18 protein-coding genes are annotated in these 17,384 nt (G+C 61.4%); 8 read left to right on the top strand and 10 right to left on the bottom strand.

Annotation, left to right across the window (positions count from 1 at the left end; all coding sequences use genetic code 11):
- The first annotated feature begins 43 nt into the window (after window positions 1-43).
- The 6 genes from ispF to rpoS all read left to right on the top strand — a co-directional run bounded on the left by ispF (window position 44) and on the right by rpoS (window position 5,142).
- A complete protein-coding gene (gene ispF, locus GIW02_RS16190) occupies window positions 44-517 on the top strand; it encodes a 2-C-methyl-D-erythritol 2,4-cyclodiphosphate synthase (protein ID WP_012722614.1) in 474 nt (157 codons plus the stop codon).
- Window positions 514-1,572: a tRNA pseudouridine(13) synthase TruD gene (gene truD, locus GIW02_RS16185; protein WP_236418212.1), complete on the top strand. Its 1,059-nt coding sequence runs from the start codon at window positions 514-516 to the stop codon at window positions 1,570-1,572. The genes ispF and truD overlap by 4 nt, the downstream gene beginning before the upstream one ends.
- Window positions 1,560-2,309, top strand: coding sequence for a 5'/3'-nucleotidase SurE (gene surE, locus GIW02_RS16180; protein WP_236418213.1), 750 nt, complete (start codon window positions 1,560-1,562; stop codon window positions 2,307-2,309). Before truD ends, surE begins: the two co-directional genes overlap by 13 nt.
- Before the next feature lie 41 nt (window positions 2,310-2,350).
- Window positions 2,351-2,986, top strand: coding sequence for a protein-L-isoaspartate(D-aspartate) O-methyltransferase (locus GIW02_RS16175; RefSeq protein ID WP_236418215.1), 636 nt, complete (start codon window positions 2,351-2,353; stop codon window positions 2,984-2,986).
- 208 nt (window positions 2,987-3,194) lie between these two features.
- A complete protein-coding gene (locus GIW02_RS16170; protein WP_236418214.1) occupies window positions 3,195-4,031 on the top strand; it encodes a peptidoglycan DD-metalloendopeptidase family protein in 837 nt (278 codons plus the stop codon).
- Between the two features lie 106 nt (window positions 4,032-4,137).
- On the top strand, window positions 4,138-5,142 hold the full coding sequence (rpoS, locus tag GIW02_RS16165) for an RNA polymerase sigma factor RpoS (RefSeq protein WP_025855149.1): 1,005 nt from the start codon (window positions 4,138-4,140) through the stop codon (window positions 5,140-5,142).
- A 213-nt stretch (window positions 5,143-5,355) separates the two neighbouring features.
- On the opposite strand, the gene GIW02_RS16160 is transcribed toward rpoS, so the two are convergent.
- Complete coding sequence (locus GIW02_RS16160) at window positions 5,356-5,565, bottom strand: cold-shock protein (RefSeq protein WP_002554837.1); 210 nt, start codon at window positions 5,563-5,565, stop codon at window positions 5,356-5,358.
- A gap of 400 nt (window positions 5,566-5,965) precedes the next feature.
- Between GIW02_RS16160 and dcd the strand changes: the two genes are divergently transcribed.
- Both dcd and GIW02_RS16150 read left to right on the top strand, forming a co-directional pair.
- Window positions 5,966-6,532: a dCTP deaminase gene (dcd, locus tag GIW02_RS16155; protein ID WP_003189215.1), complete on the top strand. Its 567-nt coding sequence runs from the start codon at window positions 5,966-5,968 to the stop codon at window positions 6,530-6,532.
- Between the two features lie 108 nt (window positions 6,533-6,640).
- A complete protein-coding gene (locus GIW02_RS16150; protein ID WP_010212420.1) occupies window positions 6,641-6,838 on the top strand; it encodes a hypothetical protein in 198 nt (65 codons plus the stop codon).
- A gap of 197 nt (window positions 6,839-7,035) precedes the next feature.
- Here GIW02_RS16150 and pdeM read toward each other — a convergent pair whose 3' ends face one another.
- From pdeM to GIW02_RS16105, 9 genes are all read right to left on the bottom strand, one after another.
- Window positions 7,036-7,686: a ligase-associated DNA damage response endonuclease PdeM gene (pdeM, locus tag GIW02_RS16145; protein ID WP_236418440.1), complete on the bottom strand. Its 651-nt coding sequence runs from the start codon at window positions 7,684-7,686 to the stop codon at window positions 7,036-7,038.
- Window positions 7,686-10,166: a ligase-associated DNA damage response DEXH box helicase gene (locus GIW02_RS16140; protein WP_236418442.1), complete on the bottom strand. Its 2,481-nt coding sequence runs from the start codon at window positions 10,164-10,166 to the stop codon at window positions 7,686-7,688. The genes pdeM and GIW02_RS16140 overlap by 1 nt, the downstream gene beginning before the upstream one ends.
- Window positions 10,167-10,223: 57 nt before the next feature.
- Complete coding sequence (locus GIW02_RS16135; RefSeq protein WP_236418444.1) at window positions 10,224-10,988, bottom strand: ATP-binding cassette domain-containing protein; 765 nt, start codon at window positions 10,986-10,988, stop codon at window positions 10,224-10,226.
- Window positions 10,989-11,001: 13 nt separating this feature from the next.
- Entirely contained in the window at window positions 11,002-12,120 is a 1,119-nt protein-coding gene (locus GIW02_RS16130) for a succinylglutamate desuccinylase/aspartoacylase family protein (protein ID WP_236418446.1), read from the bottom strand.
- Window positions 12,121-12,129: 9 nt separating this feature from the next.
- Entirely contained in the window at window positions 12,130-12,840 is a 711-nt protein-coding gene (locus GIW02_RS16125; RefSeq protein ID WP_236418447.1) for an ABC transporter permease, read from the bottom strand.
- The gene (locus tag GIW02_RS16120; protein ID WP_053137181.1) at window positions 12,837-13,565 is read right to left on the bottom strand and encodes an ABC transporter permease; all 729 of its coding nucleotides are present in this window, start codon (window positions 13,563-13,565) and stop codon (window positions 12,837-12,839) included. The genes GIW02_RS16125 and GIW02_RS16120 overlap by 4 nt, the downstream gene beginning before the upstream one ends.
- Before the next feature lie 57 nt (window positions 13,566-13,622).
- Window positions 13,623-14,402: a transporter substrate-binding domain-containing protein gene (locus GIW02_RS16115; RefSeq protein WP_027604451.1), complete on the bottom strand. Its 780-nt coding sequence runs from the start codon at window positions 14,400-14,402 to the stop codon at window positions 13,623-13,625.
- Between the two features lie 310 nt (window positions 14,403-14,712).
- Window positions 14,713-16,347 carry an ATP-dependent DNA ligase gene (locus GIW02_RS16110; protein ID WP_236418448.1) on the bottom strand — a complete coding sequence of 545 codons (1,635 nt, stop codon included), beginning with the start codon at window positions 16,345-16,347 and terminating at the stop codon, window positions 14,713-14,715.
- A complete protein-coding gene (locus tag GIW02_RS16105) occupies window positions 16,344-17,348 on the bottom strand; it encodes a ligase-associated DNA damage response exonuclease (protein ID WP_236418449.1) in 1,005 nt (334 codons plus the stop codon). Before GIW02_RS16105 ends, GIW02_RS16110 begins: the two co-directional genes overlap by 4 nt.
- Between the last annotated feature and the right edge of the window lie 36 nt (window positions 17,349-17,384).

Genomic DNA, 17,384 nt, shown 5'->3' with positions numbered 1-17,384 from the left:
AGTAGGTAGAATCACGCCCTGAATTAAATCGGGGCGTTTTTTTATGCGTATTGGCCACGGCTACGATGTGCACCGTTTCGCTGAAGGCGATTTCATCACCCTGGGCGGCGTGCGCATTGCACACCACCATGGGTTGCTGGCTCATTCCGACGGCGACGTTGTGTTGCACGCCTTGAGCGATGCCTTGCTCGGCGCTGCGGCGCTGGGTGATATTGGCAAGCATTTTCCGGACACCGACCCGACCTTCAAGGGCGCGGACAGCCGGGTATTGCTGCGCCATGTGGTTGGCCTGATCCACGCCAAGGGCTGGAAGGTCGGCAACGTCGACAACACCATCGTGGCCCAGGCGCCGAAAATGGCGCCCCATATCGAATCGATGCGCGCGCTGATCGCCGCAGACCTGCAAATTGAATTGGATCAAGTGAACGTGAAAGCCACCACCACCGAAAAGCTCGGGTTTACCGGTCGTGAAGAGGGCATCGCGGTGCACTCCGTCGCCTTGTTGCTGCGCGCATGAATGACCTGCAACTGCTGGGCCCACGGGCCTATGGCGAGGCTCTGGGCAGCGCGGTACTGAAGGCTACCGCCGAAGATTTCCAGGTCGATGAAGTGCTGGATATTCCACTGACCGGTGAGGGTGAGCACCTGTGGTTGTGGGTTGAGAAGCGCGGTCTGAATACCGAAGAGGCTGCGCGTCGGATAGCCAAGGCCGCCGGCGTGCCGCTGCGCACCGTCAGCTATGCCGGGCTCAAGGATCGCCAGGCGTTGACCCGCCAGTGGTTTAGTGTGCAACTGCCGGGCAAGGCCGACCCGGACATGAGCGCAGCAGAAAACGATACGCTCAAGATCCTCAAGACCGCCCGCCATAAACGCAAGCTGCAACGTGGCGCGCATTCGGCTAATGGTTTCACCTTGCGTCTGACACAGCTGGCCGGTGATACCGCCGCCATCGACGCGCGGTTGCAACTGATTGCACAACACGGCATCCCCAATTATTTCGGCGCCCAGCGTTTCGGCCATAACGGTGGCAATGTTGTCGATGCCCGTGAATGGGCCGCGCGCAAAGCCTTGCCGGAGCAGCGCAATGTGCGTTCGCGGCTGCTGTCCACCGCGCGCAGCTACCTGTTCAACAAGGTGCTGGCGGCGCGCGTGGCCGATGGATCCTGGCAGCGCGCCCAGGTTGGCGACCTGCTGGCGTTTACCGATAGCCGCAGTTTTTTCCCGGCGGGGGAGGCCGAGTGCAGCGACCCACGCCTGGCGATCCTGGACCTGCACCCCACCGGCCCGCAGTGGGGCGAGGGCGATTCGCCGGCCACCGGTGCAACCCATGCGCTTGAGCAATCGGTTGCCGCCAGTGAAGCCGATCTGCGCGATTGGCTGGTGAATGCCGGCATGAGCCAGGAACGTCGCATTCTGCGACTGCCCATTGGCGGGTTGACGTGGCATTATCCGTCGCTGGACATTCTGCAATTGGAATTCGTCCTGCCGGCCGGATGCTTCGCCACTGTATTGGTGCGCGAGCTTGTTGATCTGGTGCCGGTGGGGCAGACGGACAACCCATGCGTATTCTGATATCAAACGATGACGGTGCCACCGCACCCGGGCTTGCCGCGCTCTATGCTGCGCTGCAGGATTATGCCGAGTGCGTGGTGGTCGCCCCCGACCAGGACAAGAGCGGCGCCAGCAGTTCGCTGACGCTCGACCGTCCGCTGCACCCGCAAGTCCTGGCCAATGGCTTTATCAGCGTCAACGGAACCCCCACCGACTGCGTGCACCTGGCCATCAACAGCCTGTTGGAGCAGGAGCCGGACCTGGTGGTGTCGGGCATCAACCTCGGCGCCAACCTGGGCGACGACGTGCTGTATTCCGGCACCGTGGCCGCCGCGCTCGAAGGGCGTTTCCTGGGGCGTACCGGGTTTGCCTTTTCCCTTGCCTCACGCCAATTGGATAACCTGCCCACCGCCGCTTATTTCGCGCGCAAGCTGGTGGAGGCCCATGGTTCCCTGGTGCTGCCGCCGCGCACGGTGCTCAACGTCAATATTCCCAACCTGCCTCTGGACCATATTCGTGGCATCCAGCTGACGCGCCTGGGCCATCGCGCCCGCGCGAAGCCGCCGTTGAAGGTGGTCGACCCGCGAGGCAAGGAAGGCTATTGGATCGCCGCAGCGGGCGACGCCGAAGACGGCGGCCCTGGCACGGACTTCCACGCGGTAATGCAAGGTTATGTTTCGATTACCCCGTTGCAACTTGATCGCACCTTCAGTGATGCCTTCAGTGGTCTCGATGGATGGCTGGAGGGCCTGAGCTGATGGCGCGTGAACAAGACGACCTGTTGCGTCGCGGCATCGGGATGACCTCCCAGCGTACCCGTGAGCGTTTGATCCAGCGCTTGTACGAAGAGGGCTTGTCCAACGCCCAGGTGCTGGAAGTGATCCGGCGCACGCCGCGGCATCTGTTTGTCGATGAGGCCTTGGCCCACCGAGCCTATGAAGATACGGCGCTGCCCATCGGCCACAACCAGACCATCTCCCAGCCTTACATGGTGGCGCGCATGAGCGAGCTGCTGCTGGCGGCGGGGCCGTTGGACAAGGTGCTGGAAATCGGCACCGGCTCCGGCTACCAGACGGCCGTGCTGGCGCAACTGGTGGAGCGGGTGTTCTCGGTCGAGCGCATCAAGGTGCTGCAGGACCGTGCCAAGGAGCGCCTGGTGGAGTTGAACCTGCGCAACGTGGTCTTTCGCTGGGGCGATGGCTGGGAAGGCTGGCCGGCGCTGGCGCCGTACAACGGCATCATCGTCACGGCGGTGGCCACCGATGTTCCGCAAGCGTTGCTCGATCAACTGGCCCCGGGCGGGCGCCTGGTCATCCCGGTGGGCTCCGGCGAAGTGCAACAATTGATGCTCATTATCCGTGAAGACGACGGCTTTTCCCGGTACGTGCTCGGGGCTGTGCGATTCGTGCCGTTGCTCAACGGTCCGCTGGCCTGATCATTTATCGGCGGGCAGTGAATTCTGCCAGTGAGGATGTGTCTTACGGCGGGGTCTATCGAATCAACAGGGTTGGCGCCGGTATTCAACATACTGAATGTTTCGTTTCAGTCGCGTGCCGGTAAAAAGCCAATGCCCAGTTATACTTGCGACATATTTCAAGCCTGATACAGGCGTTCATGTTCAGCCACCACAAAGGGAGCGGCGGGTGAGTCTCACAGGTCTTGCGCAGCGTATGAGTAAAACAAGCTTTCAGCGACTGGTGCTTGGCCTTGTCTTGAGTTCCCTGTTGGCGGCGTGCTCCAGCTCGCCAAGCAGTGGCGCGCGGGTCGTCGACCGTAACAGTTCGGTGCCGCAAAAGCCGACGGTCACCACGGGCCAATACGTGGTTCGCAAGGGCGACACGATGTTCTCGATTGCCTTCCGCTATGGCTGGGATTACAAGGCGCTCGCAGCTCGTAACAATATTCCCGTGCCATATACCATCCATCCGGGTCAGACCATTCGCTTCGATGGGCGCACCGGTTCAACGCCTACGACAGTTGTGACAAACACTGGATCTTCGCCTTCTTCTTCGAGCCGCACCACGATCATTACCCGGCCTGCAGGTACCGTTGCGCCGACGGTTGCGAGCAAGCCGTCCGCCGCACCGCTGCCGCCCGCAGGGCCTGCGCCGACCGGTTGGGGGTGGCCTTCAAACGGCGTGTTGATTGGAAAATTCTCTTCAAACGGTAGTTTGAATAAAGGCATTGATATCGCCGGGGATTTGGGACAGCCTGTTTTAGCTGCGTCTGATGGGACGGTGGTGTACGCCGGGAGTGGTTTACGGGGCTACGGCGAGCTGGTCATCATCAAACACAGCGATACCTACGTCAGTGCTTACGGTCATAACCGTAGGCTGTTGGTTCGGGAGGGGCAGCAGGTCAAGGTCGGACAGACAATTGCCGAAATGGGATCAACTGGTACGGACCGGGTGAAACTGCACTTTGAGATTCGCCGTCAAGGGAAGCCTGTAGATCCGCTGCAATTCCTGCCTCGTCGTTGATGTGTTGCACAGCCTGTTCCCTCACGTAGAAGGAACAGGCTCCAGCGTTGCCAAGGATAAAGGCGTCGCTTGAGCTTGAGGTCGAACTCACCAAAGGACTATAACAATGGCTCTCAGTAAAGAAGCGCCGGAGTTTGACATCGACGATGAGGTTCTCCTTATGGAAACCGGTATCGCTACGGAATCGATGTCGAATGAGGGACCTGCAGTACCTTCAGTTCGCACCAAATCCAAGAACTCCACTGCGTTAAAGCAGCACAAATACATTGATTACACGCGGGCGCTCGACGCGACTCAGCTGTACCTCAATGAAATCGGCTTTTCCCCTCTGCTTACCCCCGAAGAAGAAGTCCATTTTGCGCGCTTGTCGCAAAAGGGCGACCCGGCCGGGCGCAAGCGCATGATTGAGAGCAACCTGCGCCTGGTGGTGAAAATCGCCCGTCGCTATGTCAATCGTGGGCTGTCCCTGTTGGACTTGATTGAGGAAGGCAACCTGGGCTTGATCCGGGCAGTGGAGAAGTTCGACCCTGAGCGGGGCTTCCGCTTTTCGACCTACGCCACCTGGTGGATCCGTCAAACCATCGAACGGGCGATCATGAATCAGACCCGCACGATCCGGTTGCCGATCCATGTGGTCAAGGAGCTCAACGTCTACCTGCGGGCAGCACGTGAGCTGACACAAAAACTCGATCATGAACCTTCGCCCGAAGAAATCGCCAACCTGCTGGAAAAACCGGTGGGCGAGGTCAAGCGCATGCTCGGCTTGAACGAGCGCGTGTCTTCGGTCGATGTCTCGCTGGGTCCGGATTCGGATAAAACCCTGTTGGACACCCTGACGGATGATCGCCCTACAGATCCATGCGAGCTGCTGCAGGACGATGATCTTTCCCAAAGCATTGACCAGTGGTTGTCTGAGCTTACGGACAAGCAGCGTGAGGTGGTGATTCGCCGCTTCGGCCTGCGTGGCCATGAGAGCAGCACCCTGGAGGACGTAGGCCTGGAGATTGGCCTGACCCGTGAGCGGGTTCGGCAGATCCAGGTGGAAGGGCTCAAGCGCTTGCGTGAGATCCTGGAGAAGAATGGCTTGTCGAGTGAGTCGTTGTTCCAATAAGCGACGCAGCTTGAATGCTTGAATGTGGGAGGGGGCTTGCCCCCGATAGCAGTGTGTCAGTCAATGTAAGTATCGACTGATCCACCGCCATCGGGGGCAAGCCCCCTCCCACATTTTTTTGTGCCTGGCATTACGTTGGCGTTGGGGCCAAATCCCAGGCATAAAAAAACCCCGCTTTTAAGGGCGGGGTCTTTTCGACTAAGTCAGTACAAGTTAGATAACTTGAACTTCTTCAGCTTGCATGCCTTTCTGACCGCGGGTAGCGATGAAAGAAACCTGTTGGCCTTCTTTCAGGCTTTTGAAGCCGTCGGATTGGATAGCTTTGAAGTGAACGAACAGGTCGTCACCGGATTGTGGAGTGATGAAGCCGAAGCCTTTTTCATCGTTGAACCACTTAACGGTACCAGTTTGGCGATTAGACATGGTGTATCTCCTTGGACAAAGTTAACTGCGACTCAGGAAAAGCCCTGGCCGAGACTGAGTGCAAAGAGCAGGAAAAATTCTTGGAGATGGTTGGATCGAAATTCAACATATCGTGTAGAGATTCTCAGTGACACAAGCAGCACAGTGGCGCCACCTTAACCCTTTTTCCGGAACGTGCCAATGGTATTTCCTAAGGTTTCTCTATTTTCGTGACTGGCGGTGGTATTTACAGTCACTGGCGGCGGCGGCCTGGGTCCCGGCCCCGCTGGCTGCGGCTTTAACAGCAGGTGCATTCGTCAGGGCATTCATCAACAAAAGCCCCGTGGCCTTTGAACCCCAACGCCGGCCCCGGTAAGATGCCCAACAGAATTTTTCCACCTCGCTATTCAGGACACCCGCCATGAGCATCAAATCGGACAAGTGGATTCGCCGCATGGCGCAAGAGCACGGCATGATCGAACCGTTCGTTGAGCGCCAGATTCGCGGCGAAGGCGATGAGCGCGTGATTTCGTACGGCGTTTCCAGCTACGGCTACGATGTACGCTGCGCCGATGAGTTCAAGGTGTTCACCAACATCAATTCGGCGATCGTCGACCCTAAGAACTTCGACGAAAAAAGCTTCGTCGACGTCAAGAGCGACGTCTGCATCATCCCGCCAAACTCCTTCGCGCTGGCGCGCACCGTGGAGTTCTTCCGTATCCCCCGTGACGTGCTGACCATCTGCCTGGGTAAAAGCACCTACGCGCGCTGCGGCATCATCGTCAACGTGACGCCACTTGAGCCTGAGTGGGAGGGCCACGTGACCCTGGAGTTCTCCAACACCACCACGTTGCCGGCGAAGATCTATGCCAACGAAGGCGTGGCGCAGATGCTGTTCCTGCAGTCCGACGAGGCCTGTGAAGTGTCCTATAAGGACCGTGCAGGCAAGTACCAGGGCCAGCGCGGCGTCACACTCCCACGCGCTTGATCGAAAGGTCTTACGCGTAAAGGGAATTAGTCTGCGGAAAGTGACTCTATCTAGGTGTACTGCCTCGGCGCGTGTAAAACGCGCCGAGCCACGCTTGAGGAGTACCTTATGAAGATCGACCCGCGAATCAGCGCAGAACTTGCCCGGCTTGAACCCAACCAGATTGGCGTTCTGGCCTGGTCCCTGATGGCCGATCCCGCCTACGCGGGCGGCATTCCCGGCCAACCTGAGCCGGACTACCCACAGCCTACCGAACCCGGTGAGCCGACCCTGCCGGACGAGCCACCACCGGCGCCTGTTGCCTAAAAACACGCACTTCGCCTGTGGCGAGCGTGCTTGTTGTGGCGAGCGGGCTTGCCCGCGTTGGGCTGCGAAGCAGCCCCAGTAACGTCACTGCATTTTTCCTGAAAGAACTCCGCGTCTGGTTTGGGGCTGCTACGCAGCCCAACGCGGGCAAGCCCGCTCGCCACAGAAGCTGATCTGCGACAGATCTGGCAAACCAGTCAACGCACTGGCCATACCTCGTGGTCGCCGATCACAAAGATTCGATGGTCACTGTGCTGTTCTACTGCAAACCCGCCGGTAAATGCGCCGAACGCCGGCAGTAAGCTGACCCGCGTGCCAATCTGAAAACACGGCAGCCGCAGGCTCTGGCGGCCCTTGCCGCGCAGCCGATACACCGGATGCACATGCCCCGCCAGCACATGATGGCTGGGGTGGGCGTCCGGCTCGTGCTGCAGGGCGAAAGGGCCCATCAGCAGCGGCTCGGGGACTACCTCAATCCTCAGGTCGCCAGGCGGATCGCCCGCGCGCTTGTCGTGATTGCCGCGAATCAATGTCATCGGCAGCTCAGGGTTACGCGCCCGCCAGCTTCTCAGGGCACTCAGGGTGCCGCTGGCATGCGAGCCGGGCCCATGCAGGAAGTCGCCGAGAAAGATTAACTGCGCGCACGGCAGCGCGGCCAGCAACCGATCCAGGCGCTGCAGGTTTGCGGTGGTGGTCCCCTGCGGCACCGGCTGCCCCAGGCTGCGATAGGCCGAAGCCTTGCCAAAATGCGCATCGGCGATCAACAGGCACTGGCGCGCCGGCCAGTACACCGCCTTGTCCGCCAGCAACCATAGCTCTTCGCCCTCAAGCATCAGTGTGCAGTGCATCAGCGCTTCCCGTTATCCGCGACGTTTTCCAGGTCCTTGACCATCCGCGCAATGCGCTCCGAGAGTTTTTCCGAACTCATGCTTTCACGCATACGCTCCACCAGCAGCGGAAATGCCAGTGGCGTAGGCCTTTCGATCCGATGCAGGTCCAGTTTCAGCGCCGACAGGTGACGCAAGGTCTCTTCCAACCGATGAATATCCAACTCGTCGCGCAGGACTTCTTCAGCGGCCTGGGCCAGTAACAGGTTCTGCGGGTCATATTGCTTGAACACCTCAAAAAACAACCCGCTGGAGGCCTGCACCTGGCGCGTACTTTTTGGCGCGCCCGGGTAGCCGGCAAACACCAGCCCGGCGATACGCGCAATCTCGCGAAAGCGGCGCAGCGCCAGTTCCCCGGCATTCAGGCTGGCCACCACATCTGCCAGCAGGTTCTGCGGACTCAGCAGCGCATCGTTCAGCCACGACGGCCAATCCACCTCGGTGGCACTCAGCAGCTCCAAACCGTAGTCATTGACGGCGATCGAGAAGGTCACCGGTTGGTTCCGGCTGACCCGCCAGGCCAGCAGACTTGCCAGCCCGAGGTGCACTTGGCGCCCGGCAAACGGGTAGAGGAACAGGTGCCACCCCTCGCGCGATTTCAGCGCTTCGGCCAACAAGTGATCACGCGTCGGCAAGCCTGACCAGCGCAACTGCGTGTGCAGCAGAGGTTGCACCGCCTGCATCTCCGGGCCGTCGAAATGCCCGTGGGCGGCGGCGTCGAAGCGTTCCACGACGGCTTGCGCCAGCTCGTTGGAAAGTGGCATGCGCCCGCCATTCCAGCGCGGTACGGCGGCTTTTTTAGCCGTGCTGCGGCGTACGTAGGCGGTCATGTTTTCCACCCGTACCAACTCCAGCAAGCGCCCGGCGAACAAAAAGCCATCGCCCGGCTTGAGCCGCGCGATAAAGCCTTCCTCGACACTGCCCAGGTTCTTGCCGCCACCGCCTTTGCTCCAGAATTTCAGCTGGATGCTGGCGTCACTCACGATGGTGCCCACGCTCATGCGATGGCGGCGCGCCAGGCGGGCGTCGGGGACGCGCCAGATGCCATGCTCGTCCGGCTCCACGCGGCGGTAGTCGGGGTAGGCGGTCAGCGACAGGCCGCCATGGCGCACAAACCCCAGGGCCCAGGCCCAATCGGCATCGGTGAGGTCGCGATAGGCCCACGCCCCACGGACCTCCGTCAGCAACGCCTCAGGGGTAAAACCACCGCCCAGGGCCATGCTGACCAAGTGCTGTACGAGCACGTCCAGTGGTTTGTGCGGCGATTGCCGTGCTTCGATACGTCGCTGGGCTATCGCGTCCTGCGCTGCTGCAGCCTCCACCAGCTCCAGGCTGTGGGTCGGCACCAGCGTTACCCGTGATGGCCGCCCCGGCGCATGCCCCGAGCGCCCGGCACGTTGCATCAGGCGCGCGACGCCCTTGGCCGAGCCGATCTGCAGCACCCGCTCCACCGGCAGAAAATCCACCCCCAGGTCCAGGCTGGAGGTGCACACCACCGCCTTGAGCTGGCCGTCTTTGAGTGCGCGCTCAACCCAGTCACGGGTTTCGCGCGACAGCGAGCCATGGTGCAGGGCAATCACCCCGGCCCAATCCGGGCGGGCATCGAGCAGCGCCTGGTACCAGATTTCCGATTGCGCCCGCGTGTTGGTAAACACCAGGCAACTGCTGCTGCTTTCCACCTCGGCCACCACTTGCGGCAGCATCTTCAAACCGATGTGCCCGGCCCACGGAAAGCGCTCGGCGATGGGCGGCAGCAAGGTGTCGACTTTCAGCTGTTTGGCCGTTTGCCCCTGCACATTGATCCCGTCGCCTTGTGGGACCAATACCTCCAATGCATGGGACTGATTACCCAGGGTCGCCGAAATCCCCCACACCATCAGTTCCGGATGCCAACGCCGCAGCCGCGCCAACGCCAGTTGCAGCTGCACGCCGCGTTTGTTGCCGATCAGTTCATGCCATTCATCCACCACGACCATGCGCAGGTGCGCCAGGCTCACTTCGCTGTCGGCGCGGGCGAGCATCAGGGTCAGGCTTTCCGGGGTGGTGACTAGTGCGGTGGGTTGGCGTCGGGTCTGGCGCGCGCGTTCGCTGCTGCTGGTGTCACCCGTGCGCAGGCCGACACTCCAGGGAATCTGCAAGGCCTCCAGCGGTGCTTCGAGGGCGCGGGCGGTGTCGGCGGCCAACGCGCGCATGGGGGTAATCCACAGTACTGTCAGCGGCTCGGCGGGCGCCTTGCGTTTGCCGGTGGCCGGCGGGCGGGTAATGGCAAACCGATTGAGCGCGGCAAACCACAGGGCATAGGTTTTACCCGCGCCGGTACTGGCATGCAGCAAGCCCGAGCGGCCATCCCGGACCGCCGCCCAGACGTCTTTCTGAAAGGCGAACGGCTTCCAGCCCTTGGCCTTGAACCACTGTTTAGCGAAGTCGAGGGGTTTTGCCATGCGGCTGCGAACGCTCTGGAGGGCCTATTCCACAGACCCTCCAGGCGTCGCAAAGGTTTACTTCAAATTACCACTCAGGAACTGCTGCAGACGCTCGCTTGTGGGGTTGCCCAGCACATCCTCCGGCGCGCCTTGCTCTTCCACCAGGCCCTGGTGCAGAAACAGCACCTGGCTCGAGACCTTGCGCGCAAAGCTCATCTCGTGGGTCACCATGATCATGGTGCGGCCTTCCTCGGCCAGGCCCTGGATCACTTTCAACACTTCGCCGACCAGCTCCGGGTCAAGCGCCGAGGTCGGTTCGTCGAACAGCATGACCTCCGGCTCCATGGCCAGGGCGCGGGCGATGGCCACCCGTTGCTGCTGGCCGCCGGACAGGAACGCCGGGTATTGATCGGCCACGCGTGCGGGCAGGCCGACTTTGTCGAGGTAGCGCCGGGCGCGGTCTTCGGCGTCTTTCTTGCTGCAACCCAACACCCGGCGCGGGGCCATGGTGATGTTTTCCAGCACGCTCATGTGGCTCCACAGGTTGAAGTGCTGGAACACCATCGCCAGGCGCGTGCGCAGGCGTTGCAGTTCGGCGTCATCGGCGACGCGCATGCCGCTGCCGTCGCTGACCATGCGGATCGGCTGGCCGTCGAGGGTCATGGCGCCGTCGTTGGGGGTTTCGAGGAAGTTGATGCAGCGCAGGAAGGTGCTTTTACCCGAGCCACTGGCGCCGATCAGGCTGATCACGTCACCGGTCCTGGCCTTGAGCGAAACACCTTTGAGCACCTCATTGTCGCCATAGCGTTTATGCAGGCCTTCAACGGTCAATTTGTACATGGGGCGTGCATCCTCAAGGCGAAAGTAGGTAGCCGCTACGGTAGGCCTCGGTGCCTGCGACATGGCCGATGACCATCCCTGCAGTGGCCATCCGGCGTAGCGAACGGGCGTAAAGCAGGCCGGCCTTCTGGCAGTGCACGGGCGTTACGCGGTCGGTAATGGGGTCGATGATTTCCGCGATCAGTTGCCCGGCTTCCAGGTACTCACCGGGCAGCGCGGTGAACACCAGCAGGCCGCCGACTGGCGTGGCGACCGGTTCGACGCCCGCCAGCGGGGTGGCCGGGTAGGGCAGGTCGGGCAAGGGCGGCGCGTCGCCGCTGATCGCGCCAAAGTGAATCAGGTAATCGATGATCGCCTGGCAGTCGAGGCGGGCCAGGCCGTGGTTGACGTCGCCCTGGCCACGCAGCTCGACGGTCACTGAAAAGCTGCCCATGGGGATCGGGAAGCGCGCGCCGAAACGTTGCTGCAATTGCCACCACACCAGGGTGAAACATTCATCGAAGGATTGCCCGCCGGAATCGGTGGCCAGCAAGTTGGCTTCCGAGCCGATGTAGCGCGCCAGCGGCTCGACCTGCGGCCACGCCTCGGGCGTGGTGTACAGGTGCGCCACGGCCTCGAAGTCGCAATGCAGGTCCAGCACCATGTCGGCATCGCAGGCCAGGCGTTGCAGCACCAGGCGCTGGGATTGCAGCTGGGTGTCGGCGGTGTGTGCCGCCAGGGCGGTGATCAGCGCGGCGCGGATCAGTTCGACGTTGTGCTGCGGATCATCGCCCAGCAGGCCTTCAACCTGATTGCCGACCGCTTCACTGAGGTCGACAAACCGGCGATTGAAATTTTGCCCGCTCTCCAGCTCATAGCGGCCCAGCGGGATATCCATTAACACCTGTTCCAGGCCCACCGGGTTGGCAATGGGCACCAGCACGATCTCGCTCAACAACCGCCCAGCGGCCGCCAACTCGGCCAGACGCACCTTGAGGTGCCAGGCCACCAGCATGCCCGGCAGCTCATCGGCATGCAGCGAGGACTGGATGTAAATCTTGCCTTGGGCCTGCTGCGGGCCAAAGTGAAAACTGTGAATCTGCCGCGCCGTGCCGGGCACGGGCGCGATCAGTTCATGCACCTGATGACGCATACGATCTCCTTAGTGACTCGGCCCGAGAAACGCCAGCCAACGGCGCTCTGCCAGCCGAAACAGACCGACCAGGGCAAAGGTCACGGTCAGGTAGATCAGCGCGGCGATGCCGAACGATTGAAACGTCATGAAGGTAGCCGAGTTGGCGTCCCGCGCCACTTTTAGAATGTCGGGGATGGTCGCGGTAAATGCCACGGTGGTCGAGTGCAGCATCAGGATCACTTCGTTGCTGTAGTAAGGCAGCGAGCGGCGCAACGCCGACGGCATGATCACGTAGGCATACAGCTTCCAGCCGCTGAGCCCGTAAGCCTTGGCCGCCTCGACTTCGCCGTGGGCCATGCTGCGGATGGAACCGGCGAAAATCTCGGTGGTGTAGGCGCAGGTGTTGAGCGCGAAGGCCAGGATGGTGCAGTTCATCGCGTCGCGAAAGAACGCATCCAGCAGCGGTTGTTCACGCACGGCGGCAATGCTGTAGATGCCGGTGTAGCAGATCAGCAATTGGATGTAGAGCGGCGTGCCACGAAACAGGTAGGTGTAGAACTGCACCGGCCAACGCACCAGGCGTTTGCGCGATACCCGGGCGATGGACAGCGGGATCGACACCAGAAAACCAATCACCAGAGCGGCGCTGAGCAGCCACATCGTCATGGCCAGGCCGGTGATGTGCTGGCCGTCGCTATAAAGGAAGGGGCGCCAGTATTCCTGCAAGAGTTCGATCATCGCACTGCCTCCCGGGAGCCTGCGGAGTAGCGACGTTCAAGACGGCGCAGGACAAAGTTGGACGCGCTGGTGATCAACAGGTAGATCAGTGCGGCGAGCACCAGGAAATAGAACAGTTGGTAGGTGCTCTTGCCAGCGTCCTGGGCGGCCTTGACCAGGTCTGCCAGGCCGATGATCGACACCAGCGCGGTGGCCTTGAGCATGACCATCCAGTTGTTGCCGATGCCCGGCAGGGCAAAGCGCATCATCTGCGGGAAGGTCACGTAGCGAAACCGCTGGCCGCGCTTGAGCCCATAGGCGGTGGCGGCCTCCAGCTGGCCGCGGGGCACGGCGAGGATCGCGCCGCGAAACGTCTCGGTGAAATACGCACCGTAGATAAAGCCCAGGGTGATCACCCCGGCGCTGAATGGGTCGATCTCGATGTATTCCCATTCCATGAAGTCGGTAAGGCCGGTGAGCCAGGTTTGCAGGCTGTAGAAAATCAGCAGCATCAGCACCAGGTCGGGCACCCCGCGAATCAACGTGGTGTAGAGCTGGGCGGGGATGCGCAGGAAGGGCAGGCTGGAGAGTTTGGCGCTGGCGCCGAGCAGGCCCAGCAACACGCTGACGGCCAGGGACAGCACCGACAATTTGATGGTCATCCAGGTGCCTTGCAGCAACAGCGGGCCGAAACCCTTCAAACTGAGCGCGCTCAGCCCGAGGGTTTGCAACAGTTCTTCGAACATAAATCAGGACCTATGGCGATAAAAAAGCGCCCCTTGGGTGAAGGGGCGCCTCGGGCATTACTTGCCGCTGTACAGGTTCAGATCGCCAAAGTGTTTCTTCTGGATGGTGGCGTAGGTGCCATCATCGTGTAACGCTTTGATACCTTTATCCAAAAGTGCCTTGAGCTCAGTGTTACCTTTTTTGATACCGATCGCGGTTTTCGATGGCAGCAACGGGTCATCGATGGCGGCGCTGACTTCGTAACCGGCACCGGCCGGCGACTTGAGGAAGCCCAGTTCGGCTTGCAACATGTCTTGCACGGAGGCGTCGAGGCGGCCCGACGTCAGGTCAGCGTAAACCTGGTCCTGGTTGGCGTAGGCCTTGGTGGTCACACCGGCTTTGTCCAGCACCGCCTTGGCGTAGGCTTCCTGGATGGTGCCTTGCTCGTAGCCCACGGATTTGCCCTTGAGGGACTCAGGCGTCGAGTAGCCAGCGCCTTTCTTGAACACCAGCGAAGTAGGGCCGGAGAACAGTTCGCTGGAGAAGTCGATCGCCTTTTCACGCACCGGGGTCACGGTCATGGACGAAATCACGCCGTCGAACTTGTTGGCCTTGAGGCCTGGAATCATGCCGTCAAAGTCGCTTTCGACCCACTTGCACTTCACTTTCAGCTCGGCACAGATCGCATTGCCCAGGTCGATATCGAAGCCCACCAGGCTGCCGTCGGCCGCTTTGGATTCAAACGGCGCGTAGGACGGATCGACACCAAAACGCAATTCCTTGTATTCCTTGGCCAAGGCGGTACCGGCGGCCATGCACAGAGCCAGTGCAGAAAGGGTCAGCAATGCTTTTTTCATTATGTAATCCCTGGAAACCAAGATAAGCGCTTGTGGCGCGTTTAGGACTGTTACTGAACGGTGTCAGACGGATCACAAGTAGCAATTTCTGCACCATAGTTCCGAATGAGCGTTTTAAAAGGTGAGACGAGGGAAATTTGAGTGTAGGAGATGCCCGAAAATGGGCATCGCCAAATGAGTGCACTGTTTTGGATGTGATGCAGATCAAAATGTGGGAGCGGGCTTGCTCGCGAATGCGGCGGCTCAGTTAAAGAGGTATTGACTGGCCCTCCGCTATCGGGAGCAAGCCCCCTCCCACAGGGGATTTATCTCAGGCCAGCAGGTCCTGCAATGTGCCCAAATTATCGGCTTCCTCCACCGCCTTATCCTGCCGCCAGCGCAACATCCTTGGAAACCGCACCGCAATCCCGCTCTTGTGCCGCTTGGACAGGGCGATCCCCTCGAACCCCAGCTCGAACACCATGCTTGGCGTCACACTGCTGACCGGGCCGAATTTTTCCACTGTGGTCTTGCGCACAATGGCGTCGACCTTGCGCATCTCTTCATCGGTCAGCCCCGAATAGGCCTTGGCGAACGGCACCAGCGTGCGCTCGCTGCCAGGTGGGCCGTCCCACACGGCGAAGGTGTAATCGCTGTAGAGGCTGGCGCGGCGACCGTGGCCGCGCTGGGCGTAGATCAACACCGCGTCGACGCTGAACGGGTCGACTTTCCACTTCCACCACAGGCCCATGTCCTTGGTGCGGCCCACGCCGTAAAGGCCTTTGCGATCCTTGAGCATCATGCCTTCCACGCCTAGCTGGCGTGAGGCTTCGCGTTGCTGTGCGAGGTCCTGCCAGGTTTCGCCCGTCAGCAGGGGCGAGGGCAGCAGCACGGGCTGCTTGCACTCGGCGATCACCTGTTCAAGCTGCGTGCGACGTTCAGCCTGGGTGTGGTTGCGCCAGTCGTCGCCCTGGTGTTCCAACAGGTCGTAAGCCAGGAGGGCGACCGGTGCATCCTCGAGCACCTTTTTGCTCAGGGTCTTGCGGCCAATGCGCTGTTGCAGCAGGGCGAACGGTTGCACGGCGTCCTTCCACACGACGATTTCGCCATCGATGACGGTGCCGTCGGGCAGGCCGCTGACCAGGCTATGCAGCTCGGGAAACCGCTCAGTCACCAACTCTTCGCCACGCGACCAGATCCATAACCGGCCCTCACGTTTGACCAGTTGGGCACGAATGCCATCCCACTTCCATTCCACCTGCCAGTCGCTGGGCGAGCCGAGCAGGGTGTCGAATTGTTCCAGCGGTTGCGACAACCCGTGAGCGAGAAAAAACGGATAGGGCTGACCTCCGCGTTGCGCATGCTCGTCGGATGATTCGGCGGCGATCAGCTTGAGATAGCCCTCAGGTGTAGGGCGATTCGACAGATCGGTGTAGCCGACCAGCCGCTGCGCCACCCGCTTGCTGTCCAAATCAGCCATGGCCGCGAGCGCGCGGGTCACCAGAAGCTTGGACACCCCAACGCGAAAGCTGCCAGTGATCAACTTGATGCACACCATCAGGCTCGGCTGGTCCAGTTGTGCCCACAGCGCCGGTAGACGCTCAGCCAATTCCAGCGGAGGCACGCCGCGCAAAGGCAGGAGTTTTTCCTCCAGCCACACGGCCAGGCCGTCTTCGGAGGTGTAGGTCGATTCCGGCAGGAGCAGGGAAATGGTTTCGGCCAGGTCGCCCACCGATTGGTAGCTTTCTTCAAACAGCCAGGGCTCGATGCCGGACGCCTCGGTGGCCATATCACGCAGCAGGCGCGTGGGGACCAATTGCCGCGGCCGCCCGCCCGACAGAAAGTACACGGCCCAGGCCGCATCTTGCGGCGCGGCCTCACCAAAATACGCCTGTAGCGCAGCCAGCTTGGCGTTGCTGGAGGTGGTGGCGTCGAGGTTGGCGTACAGCTCGGCGAAGGCTTTCATGCCGTGGCTTCCTCTTCGTCATCACCGTACTCGGTGGTGAAGCCCTGGGCATCCAGGCCTTTTTCCCGCAAGTGGCGCACCAATACGCCGACGGAGCCGTGGGTGACCATCACCCGCTCGGCGCCGGTCTGCTCGATGGCCCACAACAGCCCAGGCCAGTCGGCGTGGTCCGACAGCACGAAGCCGCGGTCCACGCCGCGCCGCCGCCGCGTGCCACGCAGGCGCATCCAGCCACTGGCGAAGGCGTCGCTGTAATCACCAAAGCGCTTGATCCAGCTACTGCCACCGGCAGAGGGCGGAGCGATGATCAGGGCTTGGCGCAGCAGCGGGTCGGTCTTTTTGAAATCACCGGCGTAGAGGGTTTCGGGGATGTAGATGCCGGCCTCGCGGTACACCCGGTTCAGCGGCTCGACCGCGCCGTGGCTGAGGATCGGGCCGATGCTGGCGTCGATCCCATGCAGGATGCGTTGGGCCTTGCCGAATGAGTAACAGAACAACACGCTGGCCTTGCCGGCGGCGATATTCGCCTGCCACCACTGGTTGATCCCGGCAAAGATCTGCGCCTGGGGTTGCCAGCGGTAGATCGGCAGGCCGAAGGTGGATTCGGTGATAAAGGTGTGGCAGCGCACTGGTTCGAAGGGCGCGCAGGTGCCGTCGGGTTCGACTTTGTAGTCGCCGGACGCGACCCAGACTTCGCCCTGGTATTCCAGGCGTACCTGGGCCGAACCGAGTACGTGCCCGGCGGGGTGGAAGCTCAGGGTCACGCCGTGGTGCACGAGTTTTTCGCCGTAGCCCAGGGTTTGCAGGTTGATGTCCTGGCCCAGGCGCGAGCGCAGGATGCCTTCGCCGGGAGCGGCCGCCAGGTAATGTTGGTTGCCGGTGCGGGCATGGTCACCGTGGGCGTGGGTGATGACCGAACGCTCCACCGGGCGCCAGGGGTCGATGTAGAAATCTCCGGCGGGGCAGTAGAGGCCTTCGGGCCGGGCGATGACAAGGTCCATGGGCGTGCCAGGGGCAGTGGGCTTATCAGGTAGGAG

It is taken from the genome of Pseudomonas syringae (genome assembly GCF_021606685.1).
In the GTDB taxonomy this organism is placed as follows: domain Bacteria; phylum Pseudomonadota; class Gammaproteobacteria; order Pseudomonadales; family Pseudomonadaceae; genus Aquipseudomonas; species Aquipseudomonas syringae_R.
The sequence above is the reverse complement of the archived record's forward strand: the minus strand, read 5'-3'. Positions and strand labels throughout refer to the sequence as shown.

What these genes read in the sequence shown, in the direction of transcription:
- dcd (WP_003189215.1), top strand. Translation starts at nt 5,966, where the DNA reads ATGAGCATCAAATCGGACAAGTGGATTCGCCGCATGGCGCAAGAGCAC.
- rpoS (WP_025855149.1), top strand. Translation starts at nt 4,138, where the DNA reads ATGGCTCTCAGTAAAGAAGCGCCGGAGTTTGACATCGACGATGAGGTT.
- surE (WP_236418213.1), top strand. Translation starts at nt 1,560, where the DNA reads ATGCGTATTCTGATATCAAACGATGACGGTGCCACCGCACCCGGGCTT.
- GIW02_RS16175 (WP_236418215.1), top strand. Translation starts at nt 2,351, where the DNA reads ATGACCTCCCAGCGTACCCGTGAGCGTTTGATCCAGCGCTTGTACGAA.
- GIW02_RS16115 (WP_027604451.1), bottom strand. Translation starts at nt 14,402, where the DNA reads ATGAAAAAAGCATTGCTGACCCTTTCTGCACTGGCTCTGTGCATGGCC.
- GIW02_RS16135 (WP_236418444.1), bottom strand. Translation starts at nt 10,988, where the DNA reads ATGTACAAATTGACCGTTGAAGGCCTGCATAAACGCTATGGCGACAAT.
- GIW02_RS16125 (WP_236418447.1), bottom strand. Translation starts at nt 12,840, where the DNA reads ATGATCGAACTCTTGCAGGAATACTGGCGCCCCTTCCTTTATAGCGAC.
- GIW02_RS16110 (WP_236418448.1), bottom strand. Translation starts at nt 16,347, where the DNA reads ATGAAAGCCTTCGCCGAGCTGTACGCCAACCTCGACGCCACCACCTCC.
- truD (WP_236418212.1), top strand. Translation starts at nt 514, where the DNA reads ATGAATGACCTGCAACTGCTGGGCCCACGGGCCTATGGCGAGGCTCTG.
- GIW02_RS16130 (WP_236418446.1), bottom strand. Translation starts at nt 12,120, where the DNA reads ATGCGTCATCAGGTGCATGAACTGATCGCGCCCGTGCCCGGCACGGCG.
- GIW02_RS16105 (WP_236418449.1), bottom strand. Translation starts at nt 17,348, where the DNA reads ATGGACCTTGTCATCGCCCGGCCCGAAGGCCTCTACTGCCCCGCCGGA.
- GIW02_RS16140 (WP_236418442.1), bottom strand. Translation starts at nt 10,166, where the DNA reads ATGGCAAAACCCCTCGACTTCGCTAAACAGTGGTTCAAGGCCAAGGGC.
- ispF (WP_012722614.1), top strand. Translation starts at nt 44, where the DNA reads ATGCGTATTGGCCACGGCTACGATGTGCACCGTTTCGCTGAAGGCGAT.
- GIW02_RS16120 (WP_053137181.1), bottom strand. Translation starts at nt 13,565, where the DNA reads ATGTTCGAAGAACTGTTGCAAACCCTCGGGCTGAGCGCGCTCAGTTTG.
- GIW02_RS16150 (WP_010212420.1), top strand. Translation starts at nt 6,641, where the DNA reads ATGAAGATCGACCCGCGAATCAGCGCAGAACTTGCCCGGCTTGAACCC.
- pdeM (WP_236418440.1), bottom strand. Translation starts at nt 7,686, where the DNA reads ATGCACTGCACACTGATGCTTGAGGGCGAAGAGCTATGGTTGCTGGCG.
- GIW02_RS16160 (WP_002554837.1), bottom strand. Translation starts at nt 5,565, where the DNA reads ATGTCTAATCGCCAAACTGGTACCGTTAAGTGGTTCAACGATGAAAAA.